Consider the following 26,854-nt stretch of genomic DNA (forward strand, 5'->3'; position numbering starts at 1 on the left):
TCTTTTTATATTATGACTTAAAAATCATTAGTAGTCGAAGCTAAAGTGTTCAACTGGTAATGATGTTAGGGTGCGAGATGTAGTCACCATTGATTCTGCATGACCTTGAGCGCGTGGCAATAAACGATCAAAGTAGAAATCAGCAACTTTGATTTTTGCTTTATAGAACTCAGCAGTTTCTTGGCCGTTACCTGCTTCTAATTTTTCAGAAGCAACCACAGCTTGTTGAGCCCAGAAATAAGCCATCATCACGTAGCCTGAGAACATCAAGAAATCTACAGAAGCAGAAGATACGATGTCGCGGTCTTTACGTGCAGCAAGCATGATACGAACTGTTAAAGTGTTCCACTGAGCACAAAGCTTAGTTAAGTCCCAAGCAAAACGACGTAAATATTTATTACGTGCATGTGCAGCACAGAATTTTAAGATTTCAGCAGTATATTCACGAACTACTTTACCTTTTGAACTTAACAATACTTTACGACCAATCAAGTCGAGTGCTTGAACGCCAGTTGTTCCTTCATATAGGGTCGCAATACGTGCATCACGTGCGATTTGCTCCATACCCCATTCTTTAATGTAGCCATGGCCACCGTAAACTTGCATACCGTGGTTAGCAGCTTCTAAACCAAGTTCAGTTAAGAAACCTTTTAAAATTGGTGTATAGAAACCAAGTTTATCATCGTAGTCTTCAAAAGCAGCTTGATCACCACGTGCTAAAGCATCTGTCATTTTGTCAGCGATTTGAGCAGCGTAGTAAATCATAGAACGACCGCCTTCAGCGATTGCTTTTTGAGTTAACAACATACGGCGTACGTCTGCATGGTGAATGATTGCATCAGCAACTTTATCCGGATCTTTTTTACCAGAAAGCGCACGCATTGACATACGATCTTTGGCATATGGTAATGCGCCTTGGAAAGATAACTCAGCGTGTGCAATACCTTGAACAGCAGTACCAATACGTGCTGTATTCATGAAGGTAAACATTGCATGTAGGCCTTTGTTCACTTCACCGATTAAATAACCAGTTGCATTATCAAAGTTGAGTACCGCAGTTGCAGATGCACGGATCCCCATTTTGTGTTCGATTGAACCACAAGCAACTGTATTACGTTCACCAACACCGCCATCAGCTGTAGGCATGAATTTTGGTACGATGAATAATGAGATACCGCGAGTACCAGCAGGTGCATCTGGAAGGCGTGCAAGTACGATGTGAATGATGTTTTCAGTTAAATCATGTTCACCAGCAGAAATGAAGATTTTTGTACCGGTGATTTTGTAACTACCGTCTGCTTGAGGTTCAGCTTTAGTTTTTACCTGCCCTAAGTCTGTACCACATTGAGGTTCGGTTAAGCACATTGTGCCGCTCCAAGTGCCTTCAACAAGCTTAGGCATATATGTTTGTTTTTGCTCATCAGTACCGAATTGCAAAATAGTGTTCATACAACCAGAACTTAAACCTGGGTACATGGTAAATGACCAGTTTGCAGTACCCATCATCTCTGATTTAATCAGGTTTAAAGACATTGGTAGGCCTTGACCACCAAATTCTTCTGGGTAAGAAAGACCTTGCCAACCGCCCATTACGAATTGGTCATAAGCTTCTTTAAAGCCTTTAGGAGTAGTTACTTCGCCGTTGTCAAAATGGCAACCTTCTTCATCACCAGATTGGTTAAGTGGCGACAATACGTTTTCACAATAATCTGCCGCACCTTCAAGAATCATATCAACAGTATCTGGATCAGCATTTTCACCATTTGATAAAGTTTTATAGTGAGCAGGGTAATCTAGTACTTCATTCATTAAGAAGCGGATATCGTGTAGCGGAGCTTTATATGCTGGCATGGCTTTAATCCTAATTTTGAATCATTGTGGGATTATCTGTATCGATGATTTGATTATTCACTCGCATGATAAAAATACAATGTTAATCGCACCCGAAAGAAATGTCAGAAAAGCGAATTTTGTCGAAAATAAATACACCTGAAATTATAATTTCTGCTACATTCAGGACTTATACTTTTATGTGAAAAAACAACTAATTTTCTTATTTTTAGCAAGTTTTGTTAAAAAGATAAAGCGATAAGGTTTTAAAAAAGGTTATGCATCTAAAATATCTCAGTTTATGTTTATTTAGTTTGGGTTTGACCGCTTGTGCGCAGCATAACCTACGTCCATCGGTAGCATCTACTCAGTTAGATCAAAAAGTCATTCAGGGTATGAATGCAATCTATGAATACCCAAGCTATGACTATCGTGGGCATTTTAAAGTTAGTGTTGATCCAAATCAGTCAAAAAAAATAAATAATGTAGAAAAAACAGTGCAGCTAGATGCTGCAGTGCAAAAAAAAGTAGATCAATATTTACGTGAACAAAAAATTAATTTAAATAAAAAACAGAAGCAGGCGCTGTATGCCGCAATTGCAAATGAGCAAGCGGATTCAGGCATTTCTGGTGAATCACGCTCAGAAAAAGTAAACGCCGTATTAATTAATTTATTAAATGATCTTCAATTTAGTTACGATGGTTCGGTTCATTATCGTCAAAAAATGGGGTCTTTAAACCTTACAGCAAGGTATGAAAAACCGACACTTTTGGTACAGGCAAAATTGCCAATGGTACTTGATCTGAAAGATTATAAATTTTACGTTAATTATTTTGGATTAATGCCTTATCTGGTCAATAAAGATAATCAAAATAATTTAGCGTATGTCGATTTTTCAAAGTATAAAAATCTGTTTACAAATGTCGATATGAAGAAATTCGTTGAATATGCGAAAGCTTCTGGTGCTGTATCTTATCGTTTGGCTGAACCACAAAATTTACAGCGTTTATCAGTTAGTGACGCTGAGCGTAAAGCGGGGATTGTAGAAAAAATTCGTTTAAAAGATACGGTTGAAGCATTATTGCTACAATCGGATCTCTATAGTCAGGTCAATGCTAAATATCTGCAAAAAAATGTTTTCGGTTTTGATGAAGAAAAGATTGCCGAATCTATAGCAACTGAATTAGCTGCTTCAGAAGCGAAGAGTAAAGAAGGTAATGCTGATGGGCAAAAAGTTTCTTCAGAAGATGCAGCAGCAGTTAGCCAGCAACTTTATTCACTTATTAATGCTCATTTCGGTAATGCTTTAGATTCTGAATATGGTGATGAAGACCAATCAAGTGCAGCTCAAGATGGGGCAGCCGAAGAGGAAGCTTCTGATACGGCTCAAGCCGAAGATGTTGCTGTAGCAGATGCTGAAGAAGTCACACAAGATGAAGAAGTGGCTTCACTCACAGAAGATCAGTGTGTCGAATTACAGTCTCAAAAAAGTTCCGTTGCCTTAGGTGATATTAATTACTGTCAAATTTACGGTATTGATGTGCTTGATCAGAGCGCTGGAAATACCGAAAAAACTCAGATTAAAGCTCGTCAAGCTGCGTTGAAACAAACTTTTGCTGATTATGATCAAAACCAGTTTGTTGATGATGAAGCATTCAAAGCTCTATGGAACAAGCATAAGGCTGAAATTGAACAAGCTTTACCAAAACAAAGAAATCCGGTTGCGATTGATGTCGGACTGGATGAAAAGGGCCGTTTAGTCAACGCGGATTATGATATTGCGTATACACCAGCTGAATTTAACCATCGCTTTAATATTAAAGCAGACATGCAAATTCTCAATTATGGTAAAGCGACCCCAATTAATCAGCAGCAGCTTAAACAAGCTAAATCAGTTGCAGAGGCAAGTAAGGGTTCGTTATTTGAAAACTTCGTAAAAGGCTTTAGTGAAAAACTTGGGCAGAGTGATGTTTCTGAGCATCCAGTTGGCGCTCATAGCGATGTACAAGATTTAGATTCGAGTCTGGCGCTGTTGGCTAACCAAACTTATGATGCAACACATGCTTATGACAAAACGTATAAGGCTGTGTTTATTGCAAAATTGACTGCCGAAAAACCGTCATATATTCATTATTATTCAGTTCAACAGTTGCAAGAAATTGCTGAGGTTTATGCTTATTGGTTCTCTGAAGAGGAAACTTATAACCCTCAAGGTAAAGCTTTAGAACGTATTGAGGCATTGCAGAAAAAGCATCATCTTGAGCAAGAAGACCAATTTGATAATGACTTAGGCCGAGCTGTGGACCATATTGTGATCACAACAATACAAGGTGAAGCTGGGCGTGAAGCATGGCAAAAACTACAGAAACAATATAAGCAACCTGAACAGCTTTTCTCAAAACAGTATCAATTAGAGTTTGAAAAACAAAATGGTAGTTCTGATGAAGAAAAACATTTGTTGTCAGAAACAGCTGATATTTTAGGTAAAGTTTATGTCGCTGCTCGCAAACAGCAACTTACGGAAAAAACAATTCAGAATTTAAAACCTGAACATAATGAATTTATTGATTATGAGATTTTCCGAGATGTTTATAAGCAGATGGTTACAGCTAAAAAATAATAGATGAAATAAAAAAGAACCTACTTCGTGTAGGTTCTTTTTTTGACTTATAGAAAATCTTTTAATTCTGGCTTTACGCCATTCCAGATATAGAAGGCTTCAATGGCTTGGCCAACTAGCATGCCAAAACCTTCTGCATAAGGCACATTGCGTTGTTTCGCTTGATCAAGAAAGCTAGATGGCTTGCCATAGGCCATCTCATAGGCATATTTGAACTCTAGACTTTCAGGTAGTTGTAATGCATCACCAGACAGGCTTGCAGAAGTTGCATTAATTACAATATCAAATTTCCCTTCTAACTCATTTAAAGAAATTGCTTGTAATTGAGCTTGAGGAACTGCCGCTTTTAGGTCATCTACAAGTTGTTCAGCACGAGCAAGAGTTCGGTTTGCAATCACAATCTTTTTAGCACCAGCCTGAACAAGCGGGTAAATAACACCACGAGTTGCACCACCAGCCCCTAAAATTAAAATAGCTGTATTTTCTAAGTTCCAATCTAAAGCTTGAATTGCGGCAACTAAGCCTTGGCCATCTGTATTGTCACCATGCAATTTGCCATCTTCCATCCAAAGTGTATTTACAGCTTTGGCAATTTGAGCACGTTCAGTCAGCACATCACACAAAGCAAATGCCTGTTCTTTAAACGGCACGGTAACGTTCATGCCACTCCCGCCATTTTCAAAGAAACTACGCATACTCGGCTCAAAACCATCAAGAGGGGCAAGACGTTTTTGGTAGTCTAGGCCAATACCTGTTTTTTGAGCGAAAGCATGATGCAATTCAGGAGAGCGTGATTGTTCGATGGGGTTGCCAATTACTGCAAACTGTTTGGTCATTCTTATATCCAAAATTTTAAAATGGCATGAGGCAGATAAAGTCTGTACTGAATTTTCAGCAGGCCTCACTATAAGCCAAATTTTAATAAGAAAAAATATTTGAATGAGATTCAGAAAATTGGAAATAAAAAAGGAGATTCTTTAGGGTGGAAGCCAAAGAATCTCCGAAAAGCAAAAAATTAAGCGACTTTTTCTTTTAGGTTTAACCAGTCACGAGGTTTTAAGTAATAGTCGGTTAAACGTTTTTCTGGTGAGTCTTCATCCCATTCTGGACGATATGACCAAGCTGCAAGATTAGGCAGGCTGACTAAAATAGACTCAATACGTCCACCTGTTTGTAAGCCAAACAATGTTCCGCGGTCATAGACTAAATTATATTCGACATAGCGACCACGACGGTAAAGCTGGAACTCTCGTTGAGCTTCGGTATAAGGCTGTTCACGATGTTTTTCAAAAATTGGCAGAATGGCATTTAAATAACCATTGCCTACAGCTTGGATATATTTAAAGCAGGTTTCGAAATCCCAGCAATTTAAATCATCAAAGAATAAACCACCGACACCACGCTGTTCATCTCGATGTTTTAGATAGAAGTAATCATCACACCATTTTTTATGTTCAGCATAGACATTGTCACCAAAAGGCTGGCATAGGTCATGTGCGGCTTGATGCCAATCGATAACATCCTGTTCATCTGGATAGAACGGTGTTAAGTCAAAACCACCACCAAACCACCAAATTGGATCTTGTCCTTCAGGCTCTGCAACGAATAAACGTACATTGGCATGTGAGGTTGGAATATTCGGGTTTTTAGGGTGAATCACTAATGACACACCAAGCGCTTGTGCTTTAGCACCAGCAATTTGAGGATGTCTTTCTGTAGCAGAAGCGGGCAGTTTACTAATATTGATGTGAGAAAACATCACACCACCTTTTTCAATCACGGTGCCATTTTGTAAAACTCGAGAACGACCGCCACCACCTTCTGGACGTTCCCAATCATCAATAATGAATTCACCCGTACCACCACCAGCTTTTTCTTGTTGTTCTAAACCAGCACAAATACGAGCTTGTAAATCGAGGAGAAATTCGCGGACACGTTGAATATCTGTTGAAGTCGGATGTTGCATAGTGACCCTCAAAGATGATTGAGATAGGAGATAGATACATCAAAACACAAAACCATAAAAAAAGTAAGGGATTTTTAAGAAATGTCTTAAAAATCCCTTCCAATTATTTTTAAATTTATAATTTTGTTCTAGAAATCATCTTTTTGATAAAGGTGATCCATGCGTTCACGTTTAGTTTTTAAATATTGTTCATTAAAAGGATTACGTCCAACCGTTAATGGAACACGACCAACCACATTAATACCTTGATCCTTGAGTGCCTGAATTTTCAAAGGATTGTTAGTAATTAACTTAACTTCTTTTACTTTTAAATGATCAAGCATAATGCTACACATGTCATAACGGCGTGCATCAGCTGGCAAATTTAAAAGTAAATTTGCATCTACGGTGTCATGACCTTGATCTTGTAAGGCATACGCACGAATTTTATTTGTAAGTCCAATACCACGGCCTTCTTGGCGTAAATATAAAATAACGCCTTGACCTGCTTCGTTAATAAGCTTTTGAGTTGCCTGTAATTGAGGGCCGCAGTCACATTTTAATGACGCAAAAGCATCACCTGTTAAGCATTCTGAGTGAACACGTACTAAAACAGGGCCTGTGGGTGGATTTTCTAACCCTTTAGAAAGTGCCACATGTTCTTCACCTGATACTGGATCTTGAAACACAGAAATATTGAATTCACCAAAAGCGGTCGGGAGTTTTGATGTTGCAATGAACTCTATAGGCACAGATTAACTCATCTTTTAACCGAAAACGGTTTAAAGTATAGCGTAATGCTGGGAGATTGGTCGAATTGTCATAATCATTTTGAGCACTAAGGTTTTCTTTTTTGTATAAAGAAGACGATAATAGTTGATAAATAGTCAGATTATTCAGGATAATCTGCCAACCATACCCATACTGTATGAGAGACTGCTTTGCATGACCTCGTTCGCAAATGTGGCTGATTGAAGGTGACTTCATTCGATTGTATGATCGACCCATTTTGACCCAGCTTAGGATTTGCCAGGCTTATAAAGGCTTTGCCACATATGTTGTATACCGAAATTCCAACTCAACGCCCTGTTACGCCATTGTTAGATGCAATTGATCATCCTCAACAATTACGTCAGCTCGAGCATAGCCAATTGGTTCAAGTGGCTGATGAGTTGCGTCAATATATTTTATATGCAGCAGGCCAGAGTGGTGGCCATTTCGGTGCTAACCTCGGCGTGGTTGAGCTGACGGTTGCGCTGCATTATTGCTTTAATACTCCAAATGACCGATTAGTTTGGGATGTAGGACATCAGGCGTATCCACACAAAGTCTTGACTGGTCGCCGTGAGCAAATGACAACAATCCGTGCTAAAAACGGTTTGGCAGCATTTCCCGCTAGAGAAGAATCAGTTTTTGATACATTCGGCGTAGGGCATTCATCAACTGCAATTTCGGCAGGTTTAGGAATGTCTTTAGCGCGTCGCTATCAAAATGACCCATGTGAAGTCGTTTGTATTGTGGGTGATGGCGCAATGACAGCAGGTATGGCATTTGAAGCCATGAACGATGCTGTGGCACACGATGCCGATTTAATTGTTGTACTTAATGACAATGACATGTCGATTTCTTGCAGTACAGGTGGTTTTGCTAAACATTTAGCTGCAATTTGGGAAAAAGGTCATTTAGTTAATGTCGATGAACATGGCGAGGCTTATGTACAGCCACATCCGAAATGGACGTACAACTCTCGTTTACATCAATCGGCAACAGATGCGGCCGATAATTTATTTAAAGCGATTGGTTTTGATTACTTCGGTCCTTTCGATGGACATGATGTAAATCAACTTGTTCAAGTATTTAATGCTTTGAAAAAACGTAAAGGTCCACGCTTAGTCCACGTCTATACTAAAAAGGGTAAAGGCTTTACTCCGGCAGAAGCAGACCCTATTACCTATCATGCAATTGGCAAAATTAATGCAACTTCAGCAGGTAAAACGCCACCAAAATATTCTGATGTATTTGGTCAATGGTTGTGTGACGAAGCTGCACAGGATGAACGTTTATTAGCAATTACCCCAGCTATGTGTGAAGGCTCGGGCATGGTTAAGTTTGCTAAAGAATTTCCAAAGCGCTTCTTCGATGTTGCAATTGCTGAACAGCATGCAGTAACACTTGCAGCAGGCATGGCTTGTGAAGGTTTAAAACCTGTTGTTGCGATTTATTCAACATTCTTGCAGCGTGGTTATGATCAACTTATTCATGATGTCGCATTACAAAATCTTGATGTGACTTTCGGAATTGATCGTGCAGGCTTGGTTGGTGAAGATGGTCCAACCCATGCTGGTGCATATGACTATGCATATATGCGGACAGTTCCGAACATGGTCATCATGGCACCAAAAGATGAAAATGAATGCCGTCAAATGCTACATACCGCTTATGCTTATAATGGGCCAGCAGCAGTACGTTATCCACGTGGTGCGGGAGTAGGCGTTGAAATTCAGCAAGAGCTAACGGCCATTGAATTAGGTAAAGCAGAAGTCGTTGCTGAAATTAAACCTGCTTGTGATGAGCAGATTACAATTTTAGCGTTTGGTAGCCGCGTTATGGTTGCCATAGAAGCTGCTGAGCAGTTTGCACAAAAACATGATGTTGGTGTGCGTGTTGTAAATATGCGTTTTGTGAAACCACTTGATGAAAAAATTATTCGTGATTTGGCTGAACATACACAATTATTTGTAACTGTTGAAGAACACGCAATTATGGGTGGTGCAGGCAGTGCAGTAAATGAGTTCATGGCACAAGAACAAATTGTTAAACCTATCATTAATTTAGGTCTGCCAGATTTGTTCTTGCAGCAAGCATCACATGGTCAAATGCTACAAGATTGTGGGCTAGATGCTAAAGGTATTTTGAGCTCAATTGAACGAGCTTGGCTTAAGCTAAATCAGGTGGTTTAAGCCTTTAATAAAATTTTTGAAACATTTTTTCCCATAAAGCGCATTCATTTGCTAAAATGTATGCGCTTTTATGCATTATTCTTTGTCAAAATCTTCAAATTTGTATTGTAGTGGGTGTTCAATGGAACCTATGGTGGTTATGGCTGCGCGTGCGGCTCAAACAGTTGGTCAAGAGCTTTTAAAAGCGCATCAAAATCGTCATAAACTCGATTTGCAAGTTGAAGAGAAAGGCATTGATGGCCCAGTAACACGTGTAGATCGTTATTTGGAACAATTGACGATTGATACATTACGTAAAAGTTATAAAAACCATAGCTTCTTAGGTGAAGAGTTCGGTTTGCAAGAGGGCAAAGGCCACGATGCAGACTGGTGCTGGGTAATCGACCCGCTTGATGGCACGCAAAACTTTATTAATGGTTTCCCTCATTTCTGTATTTCTATTGCAGTTCAGCATAAAGGCGTTACTCAGCACGGCGTAATCTACGACCCAGTACGTGACGAATTATTCTCTGCAAGTCGCGGTCGCGGTGCAGTTATGAATCAACGCCGTATTCGTGTAAATGTAAAAGATACTTTAGAAAATACATTCTTGGCAGTAGGCCATCCTTACCGTGCTAAACGTGCTGGTGAGATCGTATCTTATGCAGAACAACACTTTGCTTCATTATTAGCTGTTACTCAAGCTGGCGCACAAATTCGTCGTGGTGGTTCAGCTGCTCTAGATTTAGCATATGTTGCTGCTGGTCGTTTTGATGGTTTCTTTGAACTTGGTTTAAAACCATGGGATATCGCTGCTGGTGAGCTTATTATTAAAGAAGCGGGCGGTGTAGTGGTTGATGCACGTGGTGGTAATGAGTCTCTTGAAAATGGTCAAGTGCTTGCAAGTTCACTCAAAATGCTAAAACCTTTAATGCAAACTGTAGTTCCAGCTTGGGGTCAAGCTGCAAAATAATTTAATTATTTATAAATAAAACCCTCTATTATCAGAGGGTTTTATTTTTTAAGTAATTGGTAAATTTTAGTTAGTTCAATAAATATGAAGAAAGTTGATTAAAACACATGACTTTTAATTTCTTTCTGCTATAATCCGCCCACGCACTTAAATTTCCGTTCATTACCTGAACATTCTGTTCTATTCATTGTAAGCGCACGCTGTCCATAGAGAGGACCATTTCTTGCGCCCCGATCGCTCAGCGATTCTTCAGGTTCGGCCGTAATCAAGCGTGCGTTTAGTCCACATCGTCGTTACTCGGATTGCTGCTGAAAAAACGTTTCAGCTAACTTTGCTTTGCCGCTTTGTGCCGATGTCTATTTTGTATTTATTAAAAATGGAGCACCCACTAGGGTGAAACTCTCTATGAGCAAAACTTTTGCCGAATTTTCTTTGCATGAAACCTTACAACAAGCGCTTGAAGGTTTAGGTTTTACTACCCCGACTCCTGTGCAAGAACAATCTATTCCTGCAGCTTTAGAAGGAAAAGACCTTCTAGTATCTAGCCAGACTGGTTCTGGTAAAACTGCGGCATTTTTATTACCAACATTACATAATTTAGCTGGTCAAGAAACTTTTGTTCCGTTCAAAGAACGCATGAAAGCTGTGACCCAACCTAACATTTTAGTTTTATGCCCAACACGTGAATTGGCTCAACAAGTTAGCCAAGATGCGATTGCTTTCGTACGTCACATGAAAGGTGTTCGTATTGCTGCAATCATGGGTGGTATGCCTTTTGGTAAGCAAATCCAACAGCTTAAAGGCGCGCAAGTTATTGTTGCGACTCCTGGTCGTTTATTAGATTTAGTTAACCGTCGTCAATTAAAGTTAGACAAAGTTGAAGCTTTAATCGTTGACGAAGCTGACCGTATGTTAGACCTTGGCTTCTCTGAAGATTTAGAAGCGATCAGCGATTTAGCTGGTAACCGTCGTCAAACATTAATGTTCTCTGCAACTTTCGCTGACCGTATTATTCGTCTTGCTGAGCGCATGATGAATGAACCTGAGCGTATTGCAATTGAAACAGGTCACAGTACAAACACTGACATCACCCAGACTTTACACTGGACAGATGGTTTCGAACACAAGAAGAAACTTCTGACTCACTGGTTGGCTGATGAAACTCTTGATCAAGCAGTTGTATTCGCGAGCACTCAAGAAGATACAGATATGTTGGCTGAAGAACTTGCAGAAGCAGGTCACTCTGTAGTTGCACTTCACGGTGCAATGCCACAAACAGTTCGTAACCGTCGTTTACGTAGTATTCGTGAAGGTCGTGCAAAAATCTTGGTAGCGACAGACGTTGCTGCACGTGGTCTTGACGTACCGACAATTTCTCACGTAATTAACTTCGGTTTACCAATGAAACACGAAGACTATGTACACCGTATTGGTCGTACAGGTCGTGCTGGCCGTACAGGTCAAGCAATTACTTTAGCGACTTATCGTGAACGCGGTAAAATCCGTGCGCTTGAAGACTATTTAGATGCACGTTTAAGTGTTTCTGAAATTGAAGGCTTAGAGCCATCTCCACCTCCTGCTCGTTCAGGTCGTGATGGCGGTGGTCGTGGTCGTGGCGGCAACGGTGGTCGTGATGGTCGTCGTGGTGGCGGTTTTGGCGGTGGTCGTCGTTTTGAAGGCGAAAGCAACTTCAAACGCCGTGAAGGTGGTCGTGATGACCGTCCACGTCGTAGCTTTGATGACAAACCACGTGGTGAACGCCCATTCGGTGGGGAAGATCGTCCACGTCGCGAGTTCAATTCAGATCGCCCACGCCGTGAAGGTGGTTTTGAAGATCGTCCACGTCGTGAGTTCAACTCAGATCGTCCGCGTCGCGAAGGTGGTTTCAACGATAAACCGCGTTTTGACTCAAATGATGACAACCGTGGTAACCGTGTAGATTACAAACCACGTCGTGAAAATGGTTTTGGTGACCGTCCAAAACGTACTTTCGGTGGTGAAGATCGTCCACGTCGTAGCTTTGATGACAAACCACGTGGTGAACGTCCATCATTTGGTGGCGAAGATCGTCCACGTCGTGAGTTCAACTCAGATCGTCCACGTCGCGAAGGTGGTTTTAACGATAAACCGCGTCGTAGCTTTGATGATAAACCACGTGGTGAGCGTCCAGCGTTTGGTGGTGAAGATCGTCCAAAACGTAGCTTCGGTGGTGAAGATCGTCCACGTCGTAGTTTTGATGATAAACCGCGTCGTAAATTCGACCGTTAATCAAAAGTTCGTTTAAAGAAAGGCCAGTAGAAATACTGGCCTTTTTTATTTTTCAGTTTTGTTATAAAATAACAAAGTGTGAATTAGTTCAATTTTTTAATAAATAATGAGTAAAAGTAAGCGAAAAGAAACAATAATGGCACAGTTGAAGAACTTATTAGTTCAGCACGGCTTGCCTTATCTTTTTATTGCACTTGTTTTGTGTAATGGGGTTTATTTTGCCTATGCTTTTATAACTGGAAGTTCTATTGAGCAGTTTCAAATTTCTGAATTAACCTCTTTTTACGAACATACCTCTTCTATTTCTACCAACTAACTTAGCTTTGCTTTTGTCAAAATAACAACAAGTTTGCCAATTTTCAGTGTTATAGTATGCGTGCATAAAAGTGCAGGAACGATTGCCATTATGAATAATAAAACTCCTCTCTCGACTCAACCACTTATTGAAGTGAAAAATTTGAGTTTTAATCGAGGGGAACGCGTCATTTATGACAATATTAGTTTAAATATACGTCGTGGCCAGATTACGGCCATTATGGGACCTTCTGGTACAGGTAAAACAACATTATTACGTTTGATCGGTGGACAGTTAGTTCCTGATCAGGGCGAAGTTTTGCTCGACGGTAAAGATATTGCAAAAATGTCCCGTCAGGAACTTTTTTCAGCCCGTGCACGTATGGGAATGTTATTTCAGAGCGGTGCTTTATTTACGGATATGTCGGTCTATGAAAATGTGGCATTTCCGATTCGAGCACATACCAAGCTTCCTGAAAATCTAATTGCTGAACTGGTTGCATTAAAACTGGAATCAGTTGGTTTGCGTGGTTCTGAACAATTAATGCCTACAGAACTCTCAGGTGGTATGAACCGTCGTGTCGCTTTAGCACGTGCGATCGCGCTTGACCCTGATTTAATCATGTACGATGAACCGTTTGCAGGGCAAGATCCTATTGTAAAAGGCGTGTTGACACGTTTAATTCGTTCATTGCGAGAAGCTTTAGATTTAACCACAATTATTGTTTCGCATGATGTTCCCGAAACCCTTTCTATTGCTGACTACATTTATGTTGTAGCAGAAGGAAAGATTCAGGGGGAAGGAACACCAGAAGAATTACAGGCATATGCTTCTCCATTTGTGCGCCAATTCTTAACAGGTTCAGCAGAAGGACCGGTTGAATACCAATTTAGTCATCAAGCCTATTTAGATAACGAGGTTCGTCCATGAATACGATTGCCTGGTTAGGTAGACTCGTTATTGAGCGGATTCGAGGGATTGGTGTTGCGGCACTAATGCTCTTACAAATTGTTTTTTCTTTTCCTTCATCTGGTGGGTTTGGACGATTTATTTACCAAATGCATCGGGTAGGGGTGATGTCTTTGTTAATTATTACTGTATCGGGCCTATTTATTGGTTTGGTACTGGGTTTACAAGGATATTCAATTTTAGTGAACGTCGGCAGTGAATCAATGCTAGGCACCATGGTGTCTTTAACATTGCTGCGTGAATTGGCACCTGTGGTTGCTGCGTTATTATTTGCTGGTCGAGCAGGTTCTGCATTAACAGCAGAAATTGGTTCAATGAAGCAAAGTGAACAACTTGCCAGCATGGAAATGATCGGGGTTGACCCATTAAAACAAATCGTATCACCCCGTCTTTGGGCGGGAGTGGTCAGTTTACCGATGCTAACTGTCATTTTTGCTGCGATTGGTATTGTGGGCGGTAAAATGGTAGGTGTCGATTTTCTTGGCGTCGATGAAGGCTCATTCTGGAGCGGTATGCAAAACAACGTGCAATTTGGGCATGATGTCGTAAATGGCATTATCAAAAGTATTGTGTTTGCTTTGTTATGTACATGGATTGCGGTATATCAAGGATATGCATGTGATCCGACTCCAGAAGGAATCGCAACTGCAATGACGAGAACAGTTGTATATTCTTCATTATGTGTTTTAGGTTTTGATTTCGTGTTGACTGCGGTCATGTTCGGAGGGATTTAATGAAATCACGTAGTAGTGAGCTGGCCGTAGGTATCTTTGTTATTATCTTCGGTATTGCCTTGTTCTTTTTAGCCATGAAAGTTAGTGGCCTTGTTGGTACCAACTTAAATGATAGTTATACCATGAAGGCTCAGTTTGATAACGTCAATGGTTTAAAGCCTCGTGCTAAAGTAACGATGAGCGGTGTCACAATTGGTCGTGTTGATTCAATTACCCTTGATCCAGTTACGCGTTTGGCTACGGTAACCTTTGGTTTAGATGGAAAATTGACAAGTTTTAATGCTGAGCAGCTAAAAGAAGTTCAGAAAAATGCTTTAGATGAACTACGTTATAGTTCTGATTATACGCAGGCTTCTCCAGAGCAACAAAAAGCAATGGAACAGCAACTGATCAGTAACATGTCCTCCATCACCAGTATTGATGAAGATGCTTATATAATGGTTGCAACCAATGGTTTGTTGGGTGAGAAATATTTGAAAGTCGTTCCAGGTGGTGGTTTAAACTATCTTAAACGTGGCGATACAATTTCAAATACCCAAGGAACCATGGATTTAGAAGATTTAATTAGTAAATTTATTACTGGTGGTGGCGCAGGTAAAGTTGCCGCTGGTTCATCCTCAGCAGAAGAAAAAGCTCCTGCAAGTACCGACAGCAGTGCACAGCCGTCATTTGTTGAGTAAGAGTTTATTTGAAGGAGTGGTTCCAGGTGAATACGTTGTTTAAACAAACCCTGACAGCAAGTCTTTTGTCTACTATGATTGCAGGTACAGCTTTTGCTGCACCTTCAGAAGCACCACCTGATTTTATCAAGCGTGTTGCTGATGGCTTGATCGCTCGTTTAAAAGCAGATCATGCTAAGTTGCAGAACAATCCTGCTTTAGTAAAATCAATTGTACGTCAGAACTTAGACCCATATGTTGATTCACAAGCGTTCACTCGTATTGTGATGGGTACTTATGCGACGAATCAGTATAGTACAGCTGCACAGCGTGCTCAGTTTGAAACAAACTTCCGTAATACATTAATTGAAAATTACGGTAGCGCATTTGCTAAATATACAAATCAAAGCTATACCATGCGTCCTTACAAGGCAACTGCGGGGAAAAACCCTGTAGTGACATTGGACTTTAATCACAATGGTGAAAAAATTCCTGTTTCTTTCCAGTTGGCTGACAAAGGTACTCAATGGAAAATCCGTAATATCAATGTCTCTGGTATTGATCTAGGATTACAGTTCCGTAATCAGTTTGCTGCAACAGTGAAACGCAATGGCGGTGATTTAAATAAAGCAATTGCTACGTTCCAACCTGATGCAGACGCAGCTGTTAATCAAAACAAAAAGAAATAAGTAGGTGACGTGTGGTTCAGTATCTCAACCAACAATTGGTTGTTTCGGGAAAAATTGATTTTGAAAATGCGGAACAACAGTATCAAGCAGGTTTGGCCATCATAAAGAAGCAGCAAAGCTTCCCACTTGTGGTGGATTTAACTGAGCTTGAGCATGGTAGTACCTTGGCCTTGGCTGTTTTAGTTCAATGGTTACGAGAGACTCCAAAAAATACTGGTTTGCATTTTAAAAATGTCCCTGAAAAAATGCTGAAGATCATTCAAGCCTGTCATTTGCAGGAAGACCTGCAAATGATCTGATGTTTTTGATGTAAAAAAGCACCTATATTTAGGTGCTTTTTTATGCTCGAAATTAGCATTTTATTACAAAACTTAGATCCATTTTTTCCAGCGGAAATAAATGATCGGCCCAATAAAGAAACCCATAATAATCAGCAAAACAACGAAGAAACTGGTCGTACCATGTGCAAAAGGTAATACGTCTGTGTTCATGCCATAAATACTGGCAATAAGCATCGGAGGAGCTAACATACTTGGTAAGATCGAGAATCGACGAATCGTATCATTCTGTTCTGTGTTAATGAATCCAGACGTCGTATCAAGTAAGAATCGTACTTTTTGGAATAAGAACGCATCATGTTCTACCAGTGAGCGTACATCTTCACTGAGCTCTCGAATGTCTGCATCATAAATATGACTGCCTAATGCACGTGGACGCGATAAGAAAGTAAGTACACGTCTTAAATCAATGAGACAAAGCTGCGCTTTCCCTAGCATGTCTTCTTGTTGAGCTAGGCGTGTAATCATGTCATCGAGATCTAGAATTTTTTCACGTTGGTGGTTATTAAGAACCTCGGTGGAATATTTTTCTAAATCTTTGTGGATATCTTCTAAGATATCCGCAAGCTCATCGAGTTTTGCTTCAAGAAGACCTAATAAAATCCACGTTGGATCTTTATAGTCCATGTCATAGTCATTTCGGCGAGCACGGGCACGAAAGGCACGAAACGCAACTAGTTTTTCTCCGCGCATCGTAAAGAGGCGGTCTTTATGTAAAATAAAAGCTACGGTTTGCACCATGGCCAGCATATGTGATGACTCTTCAGCGTCGCCATCCACCTGATAATTTTTATTTTTCGTTAAAAAATAAGTACTGATGTGCAAAATACCGTCATCATCACGGTAAAATCGTGCAGAAGATGAAATGTCTTCAAGCGACTTTAGTGTTGGTAAATTTTGGTCATAGGCATCTAATACCCATTGTTGCTCTTCTTGCGAGGGTGCAATAAGATCAAGCCAGACTAATTCGGGATGTAGATCAAATCCACCATTGATGGTGGCATCTTCCAGACTTCCGCGTTCTGTGGCATAAAAGGCTTCAAGCATGTGTCTTTTTTCCTCACGCAGTCTGATGGAAATGGATGGGTGTATTTTAGACAAGGATTTGCCGAAAAACACTTGCCAATACGCTATTTTGCAAAAAAAAACTCTATCGATAGTTTAGTTTGTCAGCATGACAGTTCAATAAAACGGTTTTTTACACTATGAAATCAATTTGTATTTTCTGTGGTTCATCTCTTGGTTCAAACCCAATTTTTCAAAAAATTGCCCAAGCTACAGGCGAGGCTATTGCAAAACAAGGTAAGACCTTGGTTTATGGTGGTGGCCGCTCAGGCCTAATGGGTGTGGTGGCCGATAGCGCCTTGCAAGCAGGTGGACAAGTCATTGGCGTGATCCCTCGTGCTTTAGTTGATCGTGAGTTAGCTCATCCGGGCTTAACCAGATTATATGTGGTTGAGAATATGCATGAGCGTAAAACCAAGATGGCGGATCTTTCAGATGGCTTTATTGCTTTGCCGGGTGGCGCTGGTACATTGGAAGAAATCTTTGAACAATGGACGTGGGCGCAATTAGGGATTCATCAAAAGCCATGTGCTTTCTTAAATGTAGCGGGCTTTTATGAAGATTTACTTAAAATGATTCAAGGAACGGTGGATAATGGATTCAGCCAAGCACGGTTCGTTGATAAATTGATCGCATCAGACAAAATTGAAGATATTCTTCAACAATTCGAGCAATATCAGGCTCCTGCTCCAAAATGGACAAACGCAGATGTCCAACCATAAACGAGGTTAAATAGGTGAAAACAATTACGGTCGCTGCCGCAGTGATTTTAAATGAGCAAAATCAGTTGTTGCTTGTAAGAAAGCGTAATACACACGCTTTTATGCAAGTGGGTGGCAAGCTGGAACCTAATGAGGCACCAGAGATCACCATGCAGCGAGAAATTTTAGAAGAAGTCGGAAGCTCTTGTGTGATTGAGCAATTTATTGGTCATTTCGAAACAGCAGCTGCCAATGAGCCAGATCATATTTTGGTGAGTCATTTATATCTAGTTCAGCTCGACCAAGCACCTAAAATTGCAGCCGAAATTGCAGAAATGAAGTGGATAGATTTAAATGATTCGGAAACTCAACTTGCACCATTGACCCGAGAAATTGTCATTCCTTGGTGTGAAGAGTATTTATCTACAGTGCAATAGCTTAACTCTTCGGCGTCGCTGCTAGGCACGCCGTATGAATGGATGTGCAGCCTAATTGTTTAAGTGCCTGACTGAGCGCATGAACAGAGCTTCCTGTGGTTATCACGTCATCAATAATGAGAACGCGGCGATAACGTCGTTTCTCTTGATGATGAGGTAAAAATTGTTGTTCGATATTTTCAAAGCGTTCTAGCCGAGAAAGTCCTTTTTGAGAGTGTTCATTTAAGCGTTGAATTGGTTGCCAAACAGGTATTTTTAAGTGTTTGCTTAATATATTGGCGAGTACTAAGGATTGATTGAAACCACGCTCGATTAAACGTTGATTGGAAATGGGCATAGGTACGATCGCTTGTACCTTGGGAAATTTTAATTGTTTTAAAATTTCACCTAATAAGATCTGATAATGTAACTTTTGTTCATATTTAAACTGCTGAATAATCCGGTTAACCGGATAAGCATAATTACAGGCCACAAGAACAGATTGATTATTACGTTGAATCGTTTGTTTAAGCCAAGGTAGCTGTTCCCAACAGTCTTTACAGAGCGAGTATTTTTCTCGTATGCCTAACTCGCACAATGAGCAAGGTGAAAATAACTGAATAAGAGGTTGAAAGTTTAAAAAATTAAACATACGCGTAGCGAGGCGCCTCAGGAAGCCAACGTTTTAATAGAGCATCTGCCTGTTCTGGATAATCTTTTAAAACTTGCTGTGCCACATAGTGGGCTTGACTCAGTAGGTGATCATCTCGCTCTAAACGAGCCACTCTAAATCCCATATCTCCGGTTTGTTTAGTCCCTAGTAATTCACCCGGTCCGCGTAATTCCAGATCTTTTTCCGCAATAACAAAGCCATCATTACTTTCTCTTAAAATAGAAAGTCTCTCTTGTCCATTTTGAGAGAGAGGCGTTTTATATAAAAGTACGCAAAAACTAGCTTGAGCACCTCGACCTACGCGACCACGTAATTGGTGTAACTGAGAAAGGCCCAAGCGCTCAGCATTTTCAATGACCATAATGGAGGAATTAGGAACGTCTACTCCAACTTCAATCACTGTGGTTGCGATAAGAAGTTGTAATTCATTATTTTTAAATGCTTGCATGACGGCTTGCTTTTCATCGGCTTTCATTTTGCCATGCACCAAGCCAATGTTGAGCTCAGGAAAGCGCTCTTTCATCTCTTGGTAAGTTGCTTCCGCTGCTTGTGCATCTAAAGTCTCAGACTGTTCAACCAATGTGCATACCCAATACGCCTGTTTCCCATCTCTACAATTCGAAGCAATACGTTGCAGTACTTCCTCACGACGATCAAGCGGAATCGTAACGGTTTGAATTGGAGTACGGCCTGGAGGTAATTCATCAATAATTGACGTGTCTAAGTCCCCATATGCGCTCATTGCTAGAGTTCTTGGAATGGGGGTTGCCGTCATTACGAGTTGATGTGGGGTGAACTGCTCAGCACCTTTATTACGTAAAGCTAAGCGTTGATCGACACCAAAGCGATGTTGTTCATCAATAATCACTAGCCCTAATTTAGCGAAGCCAACATTATCTTGAAATAAGGCATGTGTACCGACAATAAGTTCCGCGTGGCCTTCTTTAATCTGTTGTTCTGCTTGGGCACGGGCTTTACCTTTTTGTTTACCAGATAACCATGCCACGGTAATACCTAATGGTTCAAACCAACGTTTAAAGTTTAAATAATGCTGTTCTGCAAGAATTTCAGTTGGAGCCATTAATGCAACCTGCCAATCTGCTTCTAAAGCATGACAAGCGGCTACAGCTGCAACAAGGGTCTTTCCAGCACCAACGTCACCTTGTACTAGGCGTAGCATAGGTTGGTGCTGTTTTAAGTCATTTAAAATTTCTTTAGATACACGTTTTTGTGCATTGGTCATTTGAAATGGTAAAGCTTCTAAAAGCTTTTTAGCTAATATTTTACTGCTTGAAAAAGCAGGTGACGCAATTTGACGAATATAAGCACGGCGATTAAGTAAACTAATTTGGTGCGCAACCAACTCTTCAAAAATAAGCCGTTGCTGTGCAGGGTGCGAGCCTTGAGCCAATTGCAGCATGTTGGCATCAACTGGAGGCTCATGAATGTAATACAAAGCCTCTTTAAGCGCATAGCCATTGGTATATTGCTTTGGGAGTAGCTCTGGTAAGGCGTCGCTATGATGCTTTAAAGCTTGTTTAACATATTCGCGTAATTTGGGTTGAGTTAATCCATCCGTACTTGGATAAATTGCTGTCAGCTGAGTTTTTGGTAGAGGTGTATGTTCATGAATGAGTTGAATTTCAGGATGATACATCTCAAGGCCGCGGGCACCCACACGGACTTCACCAAAAATACGTAAGCGATGACCGGGTTTTATTTTATCAGTCAGGTTTTTATAAATATGATAAAAGCGTAAGGTGACTTTACCGAATTCATCTTGCACCAAGGCTGCCATAGATTTTCGCTTTCCCGGAGGGAAATCAATTGATTTGACTTCTCCTTCAAGTAAATAGCTCCGCCCAACCACAAGTTGATTCATTGGAATAATCGTACTGCGGTCTTCATAATCACGTGGCAGATGAAACAGTAAATCATCTGTGGTAAAAATATTTAGTTTTTCGAGCAGGGCTGCTGAAGCCGATCCAACGCCTTGTAACTGATGGACTGAAGTCATGTCCCCTCAACGAGTTTTCTATGCATATATTATTTATCGGTTATGGTAAAACATCTCAGCGTGTTGCTAAACAACTATTTGAGAAAGAACATCAAATTACCACAATCAGCCGTAGTGTAAAAACGGATAGTTACGCAACACATCTTGTCCAAGATATTTTTTCGCTCGATTTAAGTAAAATTGAACCTGTGAATGTCGTATATATTTTACTTTCTCCAAACGAGAGTACGGTTGAGGGCTATCAACATACTTATGTAGATAGTATTGAACCGATTCGAGAAGCATTAAAAATACATCCAGTAAAAAAAATAATTGTTGTCTCTTCTACGCGGGTATATGGTGAAAATGCAGGGGAGATCATTGATGATTTTAGTGAAATTCATCCAAATGATGCTCAAGGCCACATATTGCGTAATATGGAGTTACTCTGGCAAAAATATTATCCAACTCAATCTGTAATTGTTCGCCCTACAGGTATTTATGGAACTTCCATTGCCCGTTTAAAAAAAATGGCTGAAAATCATCAAAGTTATCCAAATATACATTATAGCAATCGAATACATATTGATGATTTAGCAAGATTTTTAGCTTTTATGGCTGATTACGAAAGTCATCAAGCAAGCTATATTGTGACTAATAATCAACCATTGCCTTTGCATGAAATTATTGTGTGGTTTCAAAAACAATTGGGATTGCCAGAATTAACTTTAGAATCAAACCAAATTTCAGGTAAAAGAATTTATGCAAAACATTTGCCAGCAACGGGTTTTCAATTAGAGCATCCGATTTGCTTTAATGACTATTTATTATGTTTAAATGTTCATAGCACTAAATGAAATTTTGATTAAACTTTAAATAAGAACATAAATACCTGATGAGGCAGTCAAATTGCCGATAAAGATAAAAAGGTTAAAAGTGAAAAAAATTTGTTTAGCTCTTATCTTGAGCGTAACAGCTGTTGCGAGTTGGGCTGAGGATCAGGTGTGGTGTGCCTATGATCCTATCGGGTCCCAAGGGGATATTACTCGCCGTTTAAATGACATTCGGCTATATGCCCAGCAATATCAAGTCAAATTTAAAGTGGTGACCTATCAAAAAGAACAGCAGGCCATACAAGCCTTTGATGATGGGAAGTGTTCAGGTTTAGCTGCATCCAATTTCAATACTTATCGTTATAACCAGTTTATGGGAAGTACCGCGGGTATAGGGCTTATTCCTAATAACCGCACGGCCAAAAGTTTTTTGCAGCTTTTAAATCATCCTACAATCGAGAAAAGGTTAGTTTCTAAGAATTATGAAGCTATAGGAATGATTCCAATTGGAACGGCTTACATGGTTCTAAAAAATAAGAACCTCTCTAGAGTCGCTCAATTAAGAAATCAGCGTATTGGGGTGCTACCTAACAATCCACCACAACAAGCATTGGTACGAAGTGTAGGTGCTCAGCCAGTTTATGTCGATTTATCTAACGCGATTGCGCAGTTTAAGCAAAATAAAATCGATATTATTGCTGCCCCAGTATATGGATTATTGCCGTATAACTTACAAAAAGAATTTGGACCAAATACTCAAGTTATTAATTTTCCTTTGGCATATTTCGGTGTCAATTTAATTATTAAGCCGCAAGCTTATCCTGCTAATTTTGGCCGGAAAATTCGAGGATGGTTTGTTCAAAATAGCCAATTGCTGACGAATCGTGCGACACAATGGGAAAATCATTTACCTGCTTATTATTGGGTAGATGTCTCTTTTTATGAGAAGCAAAGTTATGACGTAATGGTTGCCAAAATACGTAATCAGTACGTTCTTTCAGGTTATTACGATGCTTATTTCGTTCAGCTTATGAAGCGCTTACGTTGTATGGACGATCCACGTTATTTTGAATGTCCAATTCGCTAATAAAATAAAAGGCAACCGAAGTTGCCTTTTATTTTGACTGAAGACTTTAAGCTTTTTTGCGTTTTAAACGGCGTTTAGCTTGTTGAGATGCCATTGCTTCAAGAGCATCTTTTAATTCTTCGTCAGTAAAGGTGGTGATGTGCTGTAACATTTGTAAGGTTACTTCATCAAGCACCAACTGTGCGCCAGCAGCCATTTGACGGAAGTTGTCATCAAACTCAATTTGGCCTTGGTCATTGGTACGAATGTAATTTTGCTGCGTAAGTACTTTTAAGAAGCTTTGGAATAAAGCTTTATCGAAGAACTCTGGCGAATTAAATTCATAGAGAACTGATAAACGTTGCCCTAATAAATGACTTAATTCTTCAACTTGTTTAGCAGAAATATTACCTGAACCACGTTGAGTAATGAGCGCAAGTGTCATGTAGTAGCGCTCAAGACTTTGCTTAACTGGCGTTGCTAAAACAACAAGCTGATTATGCTCTTCTGTATTTGGCGCAGAGCTAATCAAGTTACCTTCATCGTCTTGTTGAATAAGGTTAGATTGAACTAGAGCATCTGCATATTGCTCAACTTGTGCCTTAAGCTCGCTGCTCTTCCATTTAAGGAATAACTCAGCTTTCAGGAACGGATAGAGCGTATAGATGACATTAGTTAAATCTGAACGACTGATTTTTCCATTGTGTTCAACAAGTGATGCTACTAGAGAAGGTAAAACAAAGGCGTGCAAGATGTTATTACGGAAGTAAGTCAGAAGAACAGCTTGGTTATCTTCAATCGCAATAATATCGCCCAGTGCATGCTGAACGCGTTTAATGAGTTTAAGCTTTAAACCATACGCAATAATTTCTTTACCAGAAAGTGGCGTTACTTCCATACGTTGGTCATATGGGAAGTTTGATGCCAAGTTACGATAAGCTTCTAGCTGCTTAATACAAATTTCTTCATCAAGCGTATGCTTTGGAGTTGCAAGCAAAATAATAGAAAGTAAAGAAACAGGGTTTATCACCACAGCTCGGTTAATATTTTCTAAAATTGCATGTGCAGAGCTATTTACTGCATCTGAAACAGCTTGAGGAATTGGGTCGTCATTTTTCTCGATGTAAACGTTTTCTGCATTATGTTGCTTAAGCAGATCATCAAGGAAAACAGGTTCACCAAAGTTCACGTGGACTTTACCAAAAATACGTTCAATTTTTCGTAAAGTTTTCACAATACCAAAAATAGATTCGGCTTCTTTTGGCTTACCTTGCATTTCGCCTACGTAAGTTGAGCCTTCCATGAGTCGTTCATAACCAATATAAGTTGGTAAGAAAACGATTGGTTTAGCACGGCCACGTAAATGGCTGTGAACTGTCATGGCAAGCATACCGGTTTTAGGCGGTAATAAACGTCCAGTACGTGAACGTCCACCTTCAATAAAGTATTCAAGAGGCGTGTTGCGTGACAAAATACTATATAGATATTCTTTAAATACAGTAGTGTAGAGTCCATTTCCACGGAAAGAGCGGCGAATGAAGAATGCACCGCCACCACGTAGAAGCTGTCCAACAAAAGGTAAGTTTAAGTTATCGCCCGCAGCAATATACGGAACCATTAAGCCACGTTTATAGATGACATATGACAATAGTAAATAGTCAATGTGACTGCGATGGCACGGTGTATAGACAACTTCATAGTCTTTCGCTAGTTCACGAACGGTACTAAAGTTATGTACTTCTACGCCGTCATAAAGCTGGGTCCATAGGCGTGTTAAGGCAAGATCGGCAAAGCGCACTGCTGAGTGTGAATAATCCGATACGATTTCATTCACATAGCCGATCGCACGGCGTTCAGCTTCAAGCATGCTCACTTTTCCGCGAATACTTTCACGGCGGATTGCTTCTTGCACATCACGAGATTTAACAACCGATTGCATGACATTGCGGCGATCCGACAAATCGGGGCCTAACACGACTTCACGCTGACGGTCTAAATAATCATTTAACGTACTTACAATATAAGTTGCTGGTGAAAGATTTGGATAATGCTGCTGTGCATATTCAACCAATTCACGTAGCGATTGTGGTTCATGAAATTCTAAATAAGACTGACGGCCATGCAAACCAATATTAACCAGCTGCTTAACTGTGCTTGGTGTTGCCCATGTGTCTGAAAATAATAATTTAAACCAAGAATCTTCTTTATCTGGCGAACGGCCCCATAAAACTGTAACCGGAACAAGCTCTATATCAAGTTCAGGGTTTTCTTGTAAAACTTCAATCAGTTTTATTAAACGCGGTGGAAAAGCATGAGGAGGCGGATTCAGTAAATTATTTTCATCATTGTGCTGTAAAAATAAAACTGATGCTTTTTCCTGATGAGTACCCACAATGAGTGGGTCTAACGCAGGTTTTAAATTTAAACGACGCGTTTCTCCATCAACCACTAAAGCATTGCTTCGAGAGTGGTTTTGTAAGACGTAACAAACCACTTTTTGGCGGTCAGTTTTTGCTTCTGTTTCTGTTGTTTCTGATACTGGTTCAGTAGGAACTTCCCCAAGAACATGTGGTGTTACCACGAGGTCAAGTAGTTTACTCGAAAGCCGACGATACATTTGACCAAACCCACTCTTGGACATAAGAACTCCTACTTCTTAAAGACAAATCCCAGCACCAAATGCAGAGGGTAATTATTTTGCGGCATTTATTAAAAAAAACAATATGCTACTTTCTTATAAATTATAATGCTTTTGGCATATTTTATCGTTAAAAATCGTATTTTTAGCTGTTATATGAGCAATCTTCGTCAGAAGTTGACTGATTGTTCCATGTTCAAATAGTTTTTTATGGCACAATAGATTCTACACATCTGTACTTTAATACGATTTTTTACCTGAAATATGAAGGTATCTCTCATGAATGCGTTAACCCAAGAACTTGTCGATCTTCTTACTTTAGAAAAGCTAGAAGAAAATATTTACCGTGGCATAAGCCGTAATCTTGTCGGTAAACGTGTCTTTGGTGGGCAGGTTTTGGGTCAGGCTTTACGTGCAGCATCTTATACAACCGATCGCCCAGCGCATTCTTTGCATGCATATTTTTTATATGGTGGCGATATTAATGCCCCAATTATCTATGAAGTAGACCGTTTACGTGATGGGAAGAGTTTCGTAAGCCGTCAGGTTCGTGCCATTCAACACGGACGAGTTATCTTTTCGGCGATGGTTTCTTTTGCTAACCCCGAAGAAGGCTTGAACTATCAACATCAAGAGCCAGAGTATCCCGCACCAGAGACTCTTAAATCTGAAAATGAGCTCAAAGAAGGTATTTTAAATTTCGTACCTGAAAATGTTCGTGCTAGTTTCATGCGTGAGCGCCATGTGGAAATTCGCCCAATTGATCCGGTAAATCCGTTTCAGCCTCAACCTGAAGCTCCTTATAATGCGCACTATATCCGCACACATGACCGTATTCCAAAACAATTAGATGATATTGCTTTGCATCAAGCAATTGTTGCGTTTTATTCAGACTTTACCTTAATGACAACTGCTTTGAGACCGCATGGGCTTAGCTATATTTCTCCAAGTTTGCAGTGTGCGAGTATTGATCATGCCATCTATTTCCATCGCCCGCTGCGTGCTGATGAATGGATGCTTTACGATATGGAAGCAACCGTTAGCGCAGCTTCTCGCGGCTTGAACTTTGGCCGTATGTGGCAAAATGGCCAACTTGTATGCAGTACCGTGCAAGAGGGTTTAATTCGTTTGCGGGAAATTGAAACGCAATAAGCTTATTTATAAAGCCATCTGATTAGATGGCTTTTTTATTTTTAATTGAAACGA

The 26,854-nt window shown here is 40.1% G+C and carries 23 protein-coding genes; 15 read left to right on the forward strand and 8 right to left on the reverse strand.

The window, feature by feature from the left end; all coding sequences use genetic code 11:
• Positions 1 to 27 precede the first annotated feature (27 nt).
• Complete coding sequence (locus H7R46_RS01955) at positions 28 to 1,851, reverse strand: acyl-CoA dehydrogenase C-terminal domain-containing protein (RefSeq protein WP_002116803.1); 1,824 nt, start codon at positions 1,849 to 1,851, stop codon at positions 28 to 30.
• 257 nt (positions 1,852 to 2,108) lie between these two features.
• Here H7R46_RS01955 and H7R46_RS01960 point away from each other — a divergent pair, with 257 nt between their 5' ends.
• Positions 2,109 to 4,451 (forward strand): hypothetical protein, encoded by a 2,343-nt coding sequence (locus H7R46_RS01960; protein WP_005067228.1) that lies wholly within the window; start codon positions 2,109 to 2,111, stop codon positions 4,449 to 4,451.
• 47 nt (positions 4,452 to 4,498) lie between these two features.
• Here H7R46_RS01960 and aroE read toward each other — a convergent pair whose 3' ends face one another.
• The 3 genes from aroE to ribA form a co-directional block, all read right to left on the reverse strand.
• Complete coding sequence (gene aroE, locus H7R46_RS01965) at positions 4,499 to 5,287, reverse strand: shikimate dehydrogenase (protein ID WP_005067230.1); 789 nt, start codon at positions 5,285 to 5,287, stop codon at positions 4,499 to 4,501.
• A 179-nt stretch (positions 5,288 to 5,466) separates the two neighbouring features.
• On the reverse strand, positions 5,467 to 6,417 hold the full coding sequence (gene hemF, locus H7R46_RS01970; RefSeq protein WP_005067232.1) for an oxygen-dependent coproporphyrinogen oxidase: 951 nt from the start codon (positions 6,415 to 6,417) through the stop codon (positions 5,467 to 5,469).
• 128 nt (positions 6,418 to 6,545) lie between these two features.
• Positions 6,546 to 7,148 (reverse strand): GTP cyclohydrolase II, encoded by a 603-nt coding sequence (gene ribA / locus H7R46_RS01975; protein ID WP_002116908.1) that lies wholly within the window; start codon positions 7,146 to 7,148, stop codon positions 6,546 to 6,548.
• Between the two features lie 303 nt (positions 7,149 to 7,451).
• On the opposite strand from ribA, the gene dxs reads away from it, so the two are divergent.
• From dxs to H7R46_RS02020, 9 genes are all read left to right on the forward strand, one after another.
• Entirely contained in the window at positions 7,452 to 9,356 is a 1,905-nt protein-coding gene (gene dxs / locus H7R46_RS01980) for a 1-deoxy-D-xylulose-5-phosphate synthase (protein WP_005067234.1), read from the forward strand.
• Between the two features lie 121 nt (positions 9,357 to 9,477).
• Entirely contained in the window at positions 9,478 to 10,308 is an 831-nt protein-coding gene (locus H7R46_RS01985; RefSeq protein WP_002117045.1) for an inositol monophosphatase family protein, read from the forward strand.
• Between the two features lie 405 nt (positions 10,309 to 10,713).
• Positions 10,714 to 12,576: a DEAD/DEAH box helicase gene (locus H7R46_RS01990; protein ID WP_002116866.1), complete on the forward strand. Its 1,863-nt coding sequence runs from the start codon at positions 10,714 to 10,716 to the stop codon at positions 12,574 to 12,576.
• A 106-nt stretch (positions 12,577 to 12,682) separates the two neighbouring features.
• Positions 12,683 to 12,892 (forward strand): hypothetical protein, encoded by a 210-nt coding sequence (locus H7R46_RS01995; RefSeq protein ID WP_005067237.1) that lies wholly within the window; start codon positions 12,683 to 12,685, stop codon positions 12,890 to 12,892.
• Positions 12,893 to 12,982: 90 nt separating this feature from the next.
• The gene (locus tag H7R46_RS02000) at positions 12,983 to 13,801 is read left to right on the forward strand and encodes an ABC transporter ATP-binding protein (RefSeq protein ID WP_002116999.1); all 819 of its coding nucleotides are present in this window, start codon (positions 12,983 to 12,985) and stop codon (positions 13,799 to 13,801) included.
• Positions 13,798 to 14,574, forward strand: coding sequence for a lipid asymmetry maintenance ABC transporter permease subunit MlaE (mlaE, locus tag H7R46_RS02005; protein ID WP_002117010.1), 777 nt, complete (start codon positions 13,798 to 13,800; stop codon positions 14,572 to 14,574). Before H7R46_RS02000 ends, mlaE begins: the two co-directional genes overlap by 4 nt.
• Positions 14,574 to 15,254, forward strand: a complete 681-nt coding sequence (locus tag H7R46_RS02010; RefSeq protein WP_005067241.1) for an outer membrane lipid asymmetry maintenance protein MlaD — start codon at positions 14,574 to 14,576, stop codon at positions 15,252 to 15,254. The genes mlaE and H7R46_RS02010 overlap by 1 nt, the downstream gene beginning before the upstream one ends.
• A 26-nt stretch (positions 15,255 to 15,280) precedes the next feature.
• Complete coding sequence (locus H7R46_RS02015) at positions 15,281 to 15,922, forward strand: phospholipid-binding protein MlaC (RefSeq protein ID WP_002116826.1); 642 nt, start codon at positions 15,281 to 15,283, stop codon at positions 15,920 to 15,922.
• An 11-nt stretch (positions 15,923 to 15,933) separates the two neighbouring features.
• Entirely contained in the window at positions 15,934 to 16,221 is a 288-nt protein-coding gene (locus H7R46_RS02020; RefSeq protein ID WP_005067244.1) for a lipid asymmetry maintenance protein MlaB, read from the forward strand.
• A 72-nt stretch (positions 16,222 to 16,293) separates the two neighbouring features.
• Here H7R46_RS02020 and H7R46_RS02025 read toward each other — a convergent pair whose 3' ends face one another.
• Positions 16,294 to 17,307 (reverse strand): magnesium and cobalt transport protein CorA, encoded by a 1,014-nt coding sequence (locus H7R46_RS02025; protein ID WP_002116978.1) that lies wholly within the window; start codon positions 17,305 to 17,307, stop codon positions 16,294 to 16,296.
• Between the two features lie 158 nt (positions 17,308 to 17,465).
• Here H7R46_RS02025 and H7R46_RS02030 point away from each other — a divergent pair, with 158 nt between their 5' ends.
• Together H7R46_RS02030 and H7R46_RS02035 are read left to right on the forward strand one after the other, a co-directional pair.
• A complete protein-coding gene (locus H7R46_RS02030; protein WP_005067248.1) occupies positions 17,466 to 18,047 on the forward strand; it encodes a TIGR00730 family Rossman fold protein in 582 nt (193 codons plus the stop codon).
• A gap of 14 nt (positions 18,048 to 18,061) precedes the next feature.
• Positions 18,062 to 18,463, forward strand: coding sequence for an NUDIX hydrolase (locus tag H7R46_RS02035; RefSeq protein WP_002116701.1), 402 nt, complete (start codon positions 18,062 to 18,064; stop codon positions 18,461 to 18,463).
• A gap of 1 nt (position 18,464) precedes the next feature.
• Here H7R46_RS02035 and H7R46_RS02040 read toward each other — a convergent pair whose 3' ends face one another.
• A complete protein-coding gene (locus H7R46_RS02040) occupies positions 18,465 to 19,094 on the reverse strand; it encodes a ComF family protein (RefSeq protein WP_005067250.1) in 630 nt (209 codons plus the stop codon).
• The gene (recG, locus tag H7R46_RS02045) at positions 19,087 to 21,132 is read right to left on the reverse strand and encodes an ATP-dependent DNA helicase RecG (protein WP_005067253.1); all 2,046 of its coding nucleotides are present in this window, start codon (positions 21,130 to 21,132) and stop codon (positions 19,087 to 19,089) included. The genes H7R46_RS02040 and recG overlap by 8 nt, the downstream gene beginning before the upstream one ends.
• Before the next feature lie 20 nt (positions 21,133 to 21,152).
• Here recG and H7R46_RS02050 point away from each other — a divergent pair, with 20 nt between their 5' ends.
• Both H7R46_RS02050 and H7R46_RS02055 read left to right on the forward strand, forming a co-directional pair.
• Entirely contained in the window at positions 21,153 to 21,968 is an 816-nt protein-coding gene (locus H7R46_RS02050) for an NAD(P)H-binding protein (RefSeq protein ID WP_005067256.1), read from the forward strand.
• A gap of 79 nt (positions 21,969 to 22,047) precedes the next feature.
• Positions 22,048 to 23,031 (forward strand): putative solute-binding protein, encoded by a 984-nt coding sequence (locus tag H7R46_RS02055; RefSeq protein WP_002117028.1) that lies wholly within the window; start codon positions 22,048 to 22,050, stop codon positions 23,029 to 23,031.
• Between the two features lie 46 nt (positions 23,032 to 23,077).
• Here H7R46_RS02055 and plsB read toward each other — a convergent pair whose 3' ends face one another.
• Complete coding sequence (gene plsB / locus H7R46_RS02060; protein WP_005067259.1) at positions 23,078 to 25,651, reverse strand: glycerol-3-phosphate 1-O-acyltransferase PlsB; 2,574 nt, start codon at positions 25,649 to 25,651, stop codon at positions 23,078 to 23,080.
• Positions 25,652 to 25,927: 276 nt separating this feature from the next.
• Here plsB and H7R46_RS02065 point away from each other — a divergent pair, with 276 nt between their 5' ends.
• Positions 25,928 to 26,800, forward strand: a complete 873-nt coding sequence (locus tag H7R46_RS02065) for an acyl-CoA thioesterase (RefSeq protein ID WP_002116924.1) — start codon at positions 25,928 to 25,930, stop codon at positions 26,798 to 26,800.
• Positions 26,801 to 26,854 lie beyond the last annotated feature (54 nt).

This window comes from Acinetobacter sp. BEC1-S18-ESBL-01, assembly GCF_014169935.1.
In the GTDB taxonomy this organism is placed as follows: domain Bacteria; phylum Pseudomonadota; class Gammaproteobacteria; order Pseudomonadales; family Moraxellaceae; genus Acinetobacter; species Acinetobacter pittii.

Coding starts and splice junctions, on each gene's coding strand:
- aroE (WP_005067230.1), bottom strand. CDS start 5,287: ATGACCAAACAGTTTGCAGTAATTGGCAACCCCATCGAACAATCACGC.
- H7R46_RS02040 (WP_005067250.1), bottom strand. CDS start 19,094: ATGTTTAATTTTTTAAACTTTCAACCTCTTATTCAGTTATTTTCACCT.
- recG (WP_005067253.1), bottom strand. CDS start 21,132: ATGACTTCAGTCCATCAGTTACAAGGCGTTGGATCGGCTTCAGCAGCC.
- H7R46_RS01990 (WP_002116866.1), top strand. CDS start 10,714: ATGAGCAAAACTTTTGCCGAATTTTCTTTGCATGAAACCTTACAACAA.
- H7R46_RS02030 (WP_005067248.1), top strand. CDS start 17,466: ATGAAATCAATTTGTATTTTCTGTGGTTCATCTCTTGGTTCAAACCCA.
- H7R46_RS01960 (WP_005067228.1), top strand. CDS start 2,109: ATGCATCTAAAATATCTCAGTTTATGTTTATTTAGTTTGGGTTTGACC.
- H7R46_RS02025 (WP_002116978.1), bottom strand. CDS start 17,307: ATGCTTGAAGCCTTTTATGCCACAGAACGCGGAAGTCTGGAAGATGCC.
- H7R46_RS02000 (WP_002116999.1), top strand. CDS start 12,983: ATGAATAATAAAACTCCTCTCTCGACTCAACCACTTATTGAAGTGAAA.
- H7R46_RS02065 (WP_002116924.1), top strand. CDS start 25,928: ATGAATGCGTTAACCCAAGAACTTGTCGATCTTCTTACTTTAGAAAAG.
- H7R46_RS02010 (WP_005067241.1), top strand. CDS start 14,574: ATGAAATCACGTAGTAGTGAGCTGGCCGTAGGTATCTTTGTTATTATC.
- dxs (WP_005067234.1), top strand. CDS start 7,452: ATGTTGTATACCGAAATTCCAACTCAACGCCCTGTTACGCCATTGTTA.
- hemF (WP_005067232.1), bottom strand. CDS start 6,417: ATGCAACATCCGACTTCAACAGATATTCAACGTGTCCGCGAATTTCTC.
- plsB (WP_005067259.1), bottom strand. CDS start 25,651: ATGTCCAAGAGTGGGTTTGGTCAAATGTATCGTCGGCTTTCGAGTAAA.
- H7R46_RS02050 (WP_005067256.1), top strand. CDS start 21,153: ATGCATATATTATTTATCGGTTATGGTAAAACATCTCAGCGTGTTGCT.
- mlaE (WP_002117010.1), top strand. CDS start 13,798: ATGAATACGATTGCCTGGTTAGGTAGACTCGTTATTGAGCGGATTCGA.
- H7R46_RS01955 (WP_002116803.1), bottom strand. CDS start 1,851: ATGCCAGCATATAAAGCTCCGCTACACGATATCCGCTTCTTAATGAAT.
- H7R46_RS01985 (WP_002117045.1), top strand. CDS start 9,478: ATGGAACCTATGGTGGTTATGGCTGCGCGTGCGGCTCAAACAGTTGGT.
- H7R46_RS01995 (WP_005067237.1), top strand. CDS start 12,683: ATGAGTAAAAGTAAGCGAAAAGAAACAATAATGGCACAGTTGAAGAAC.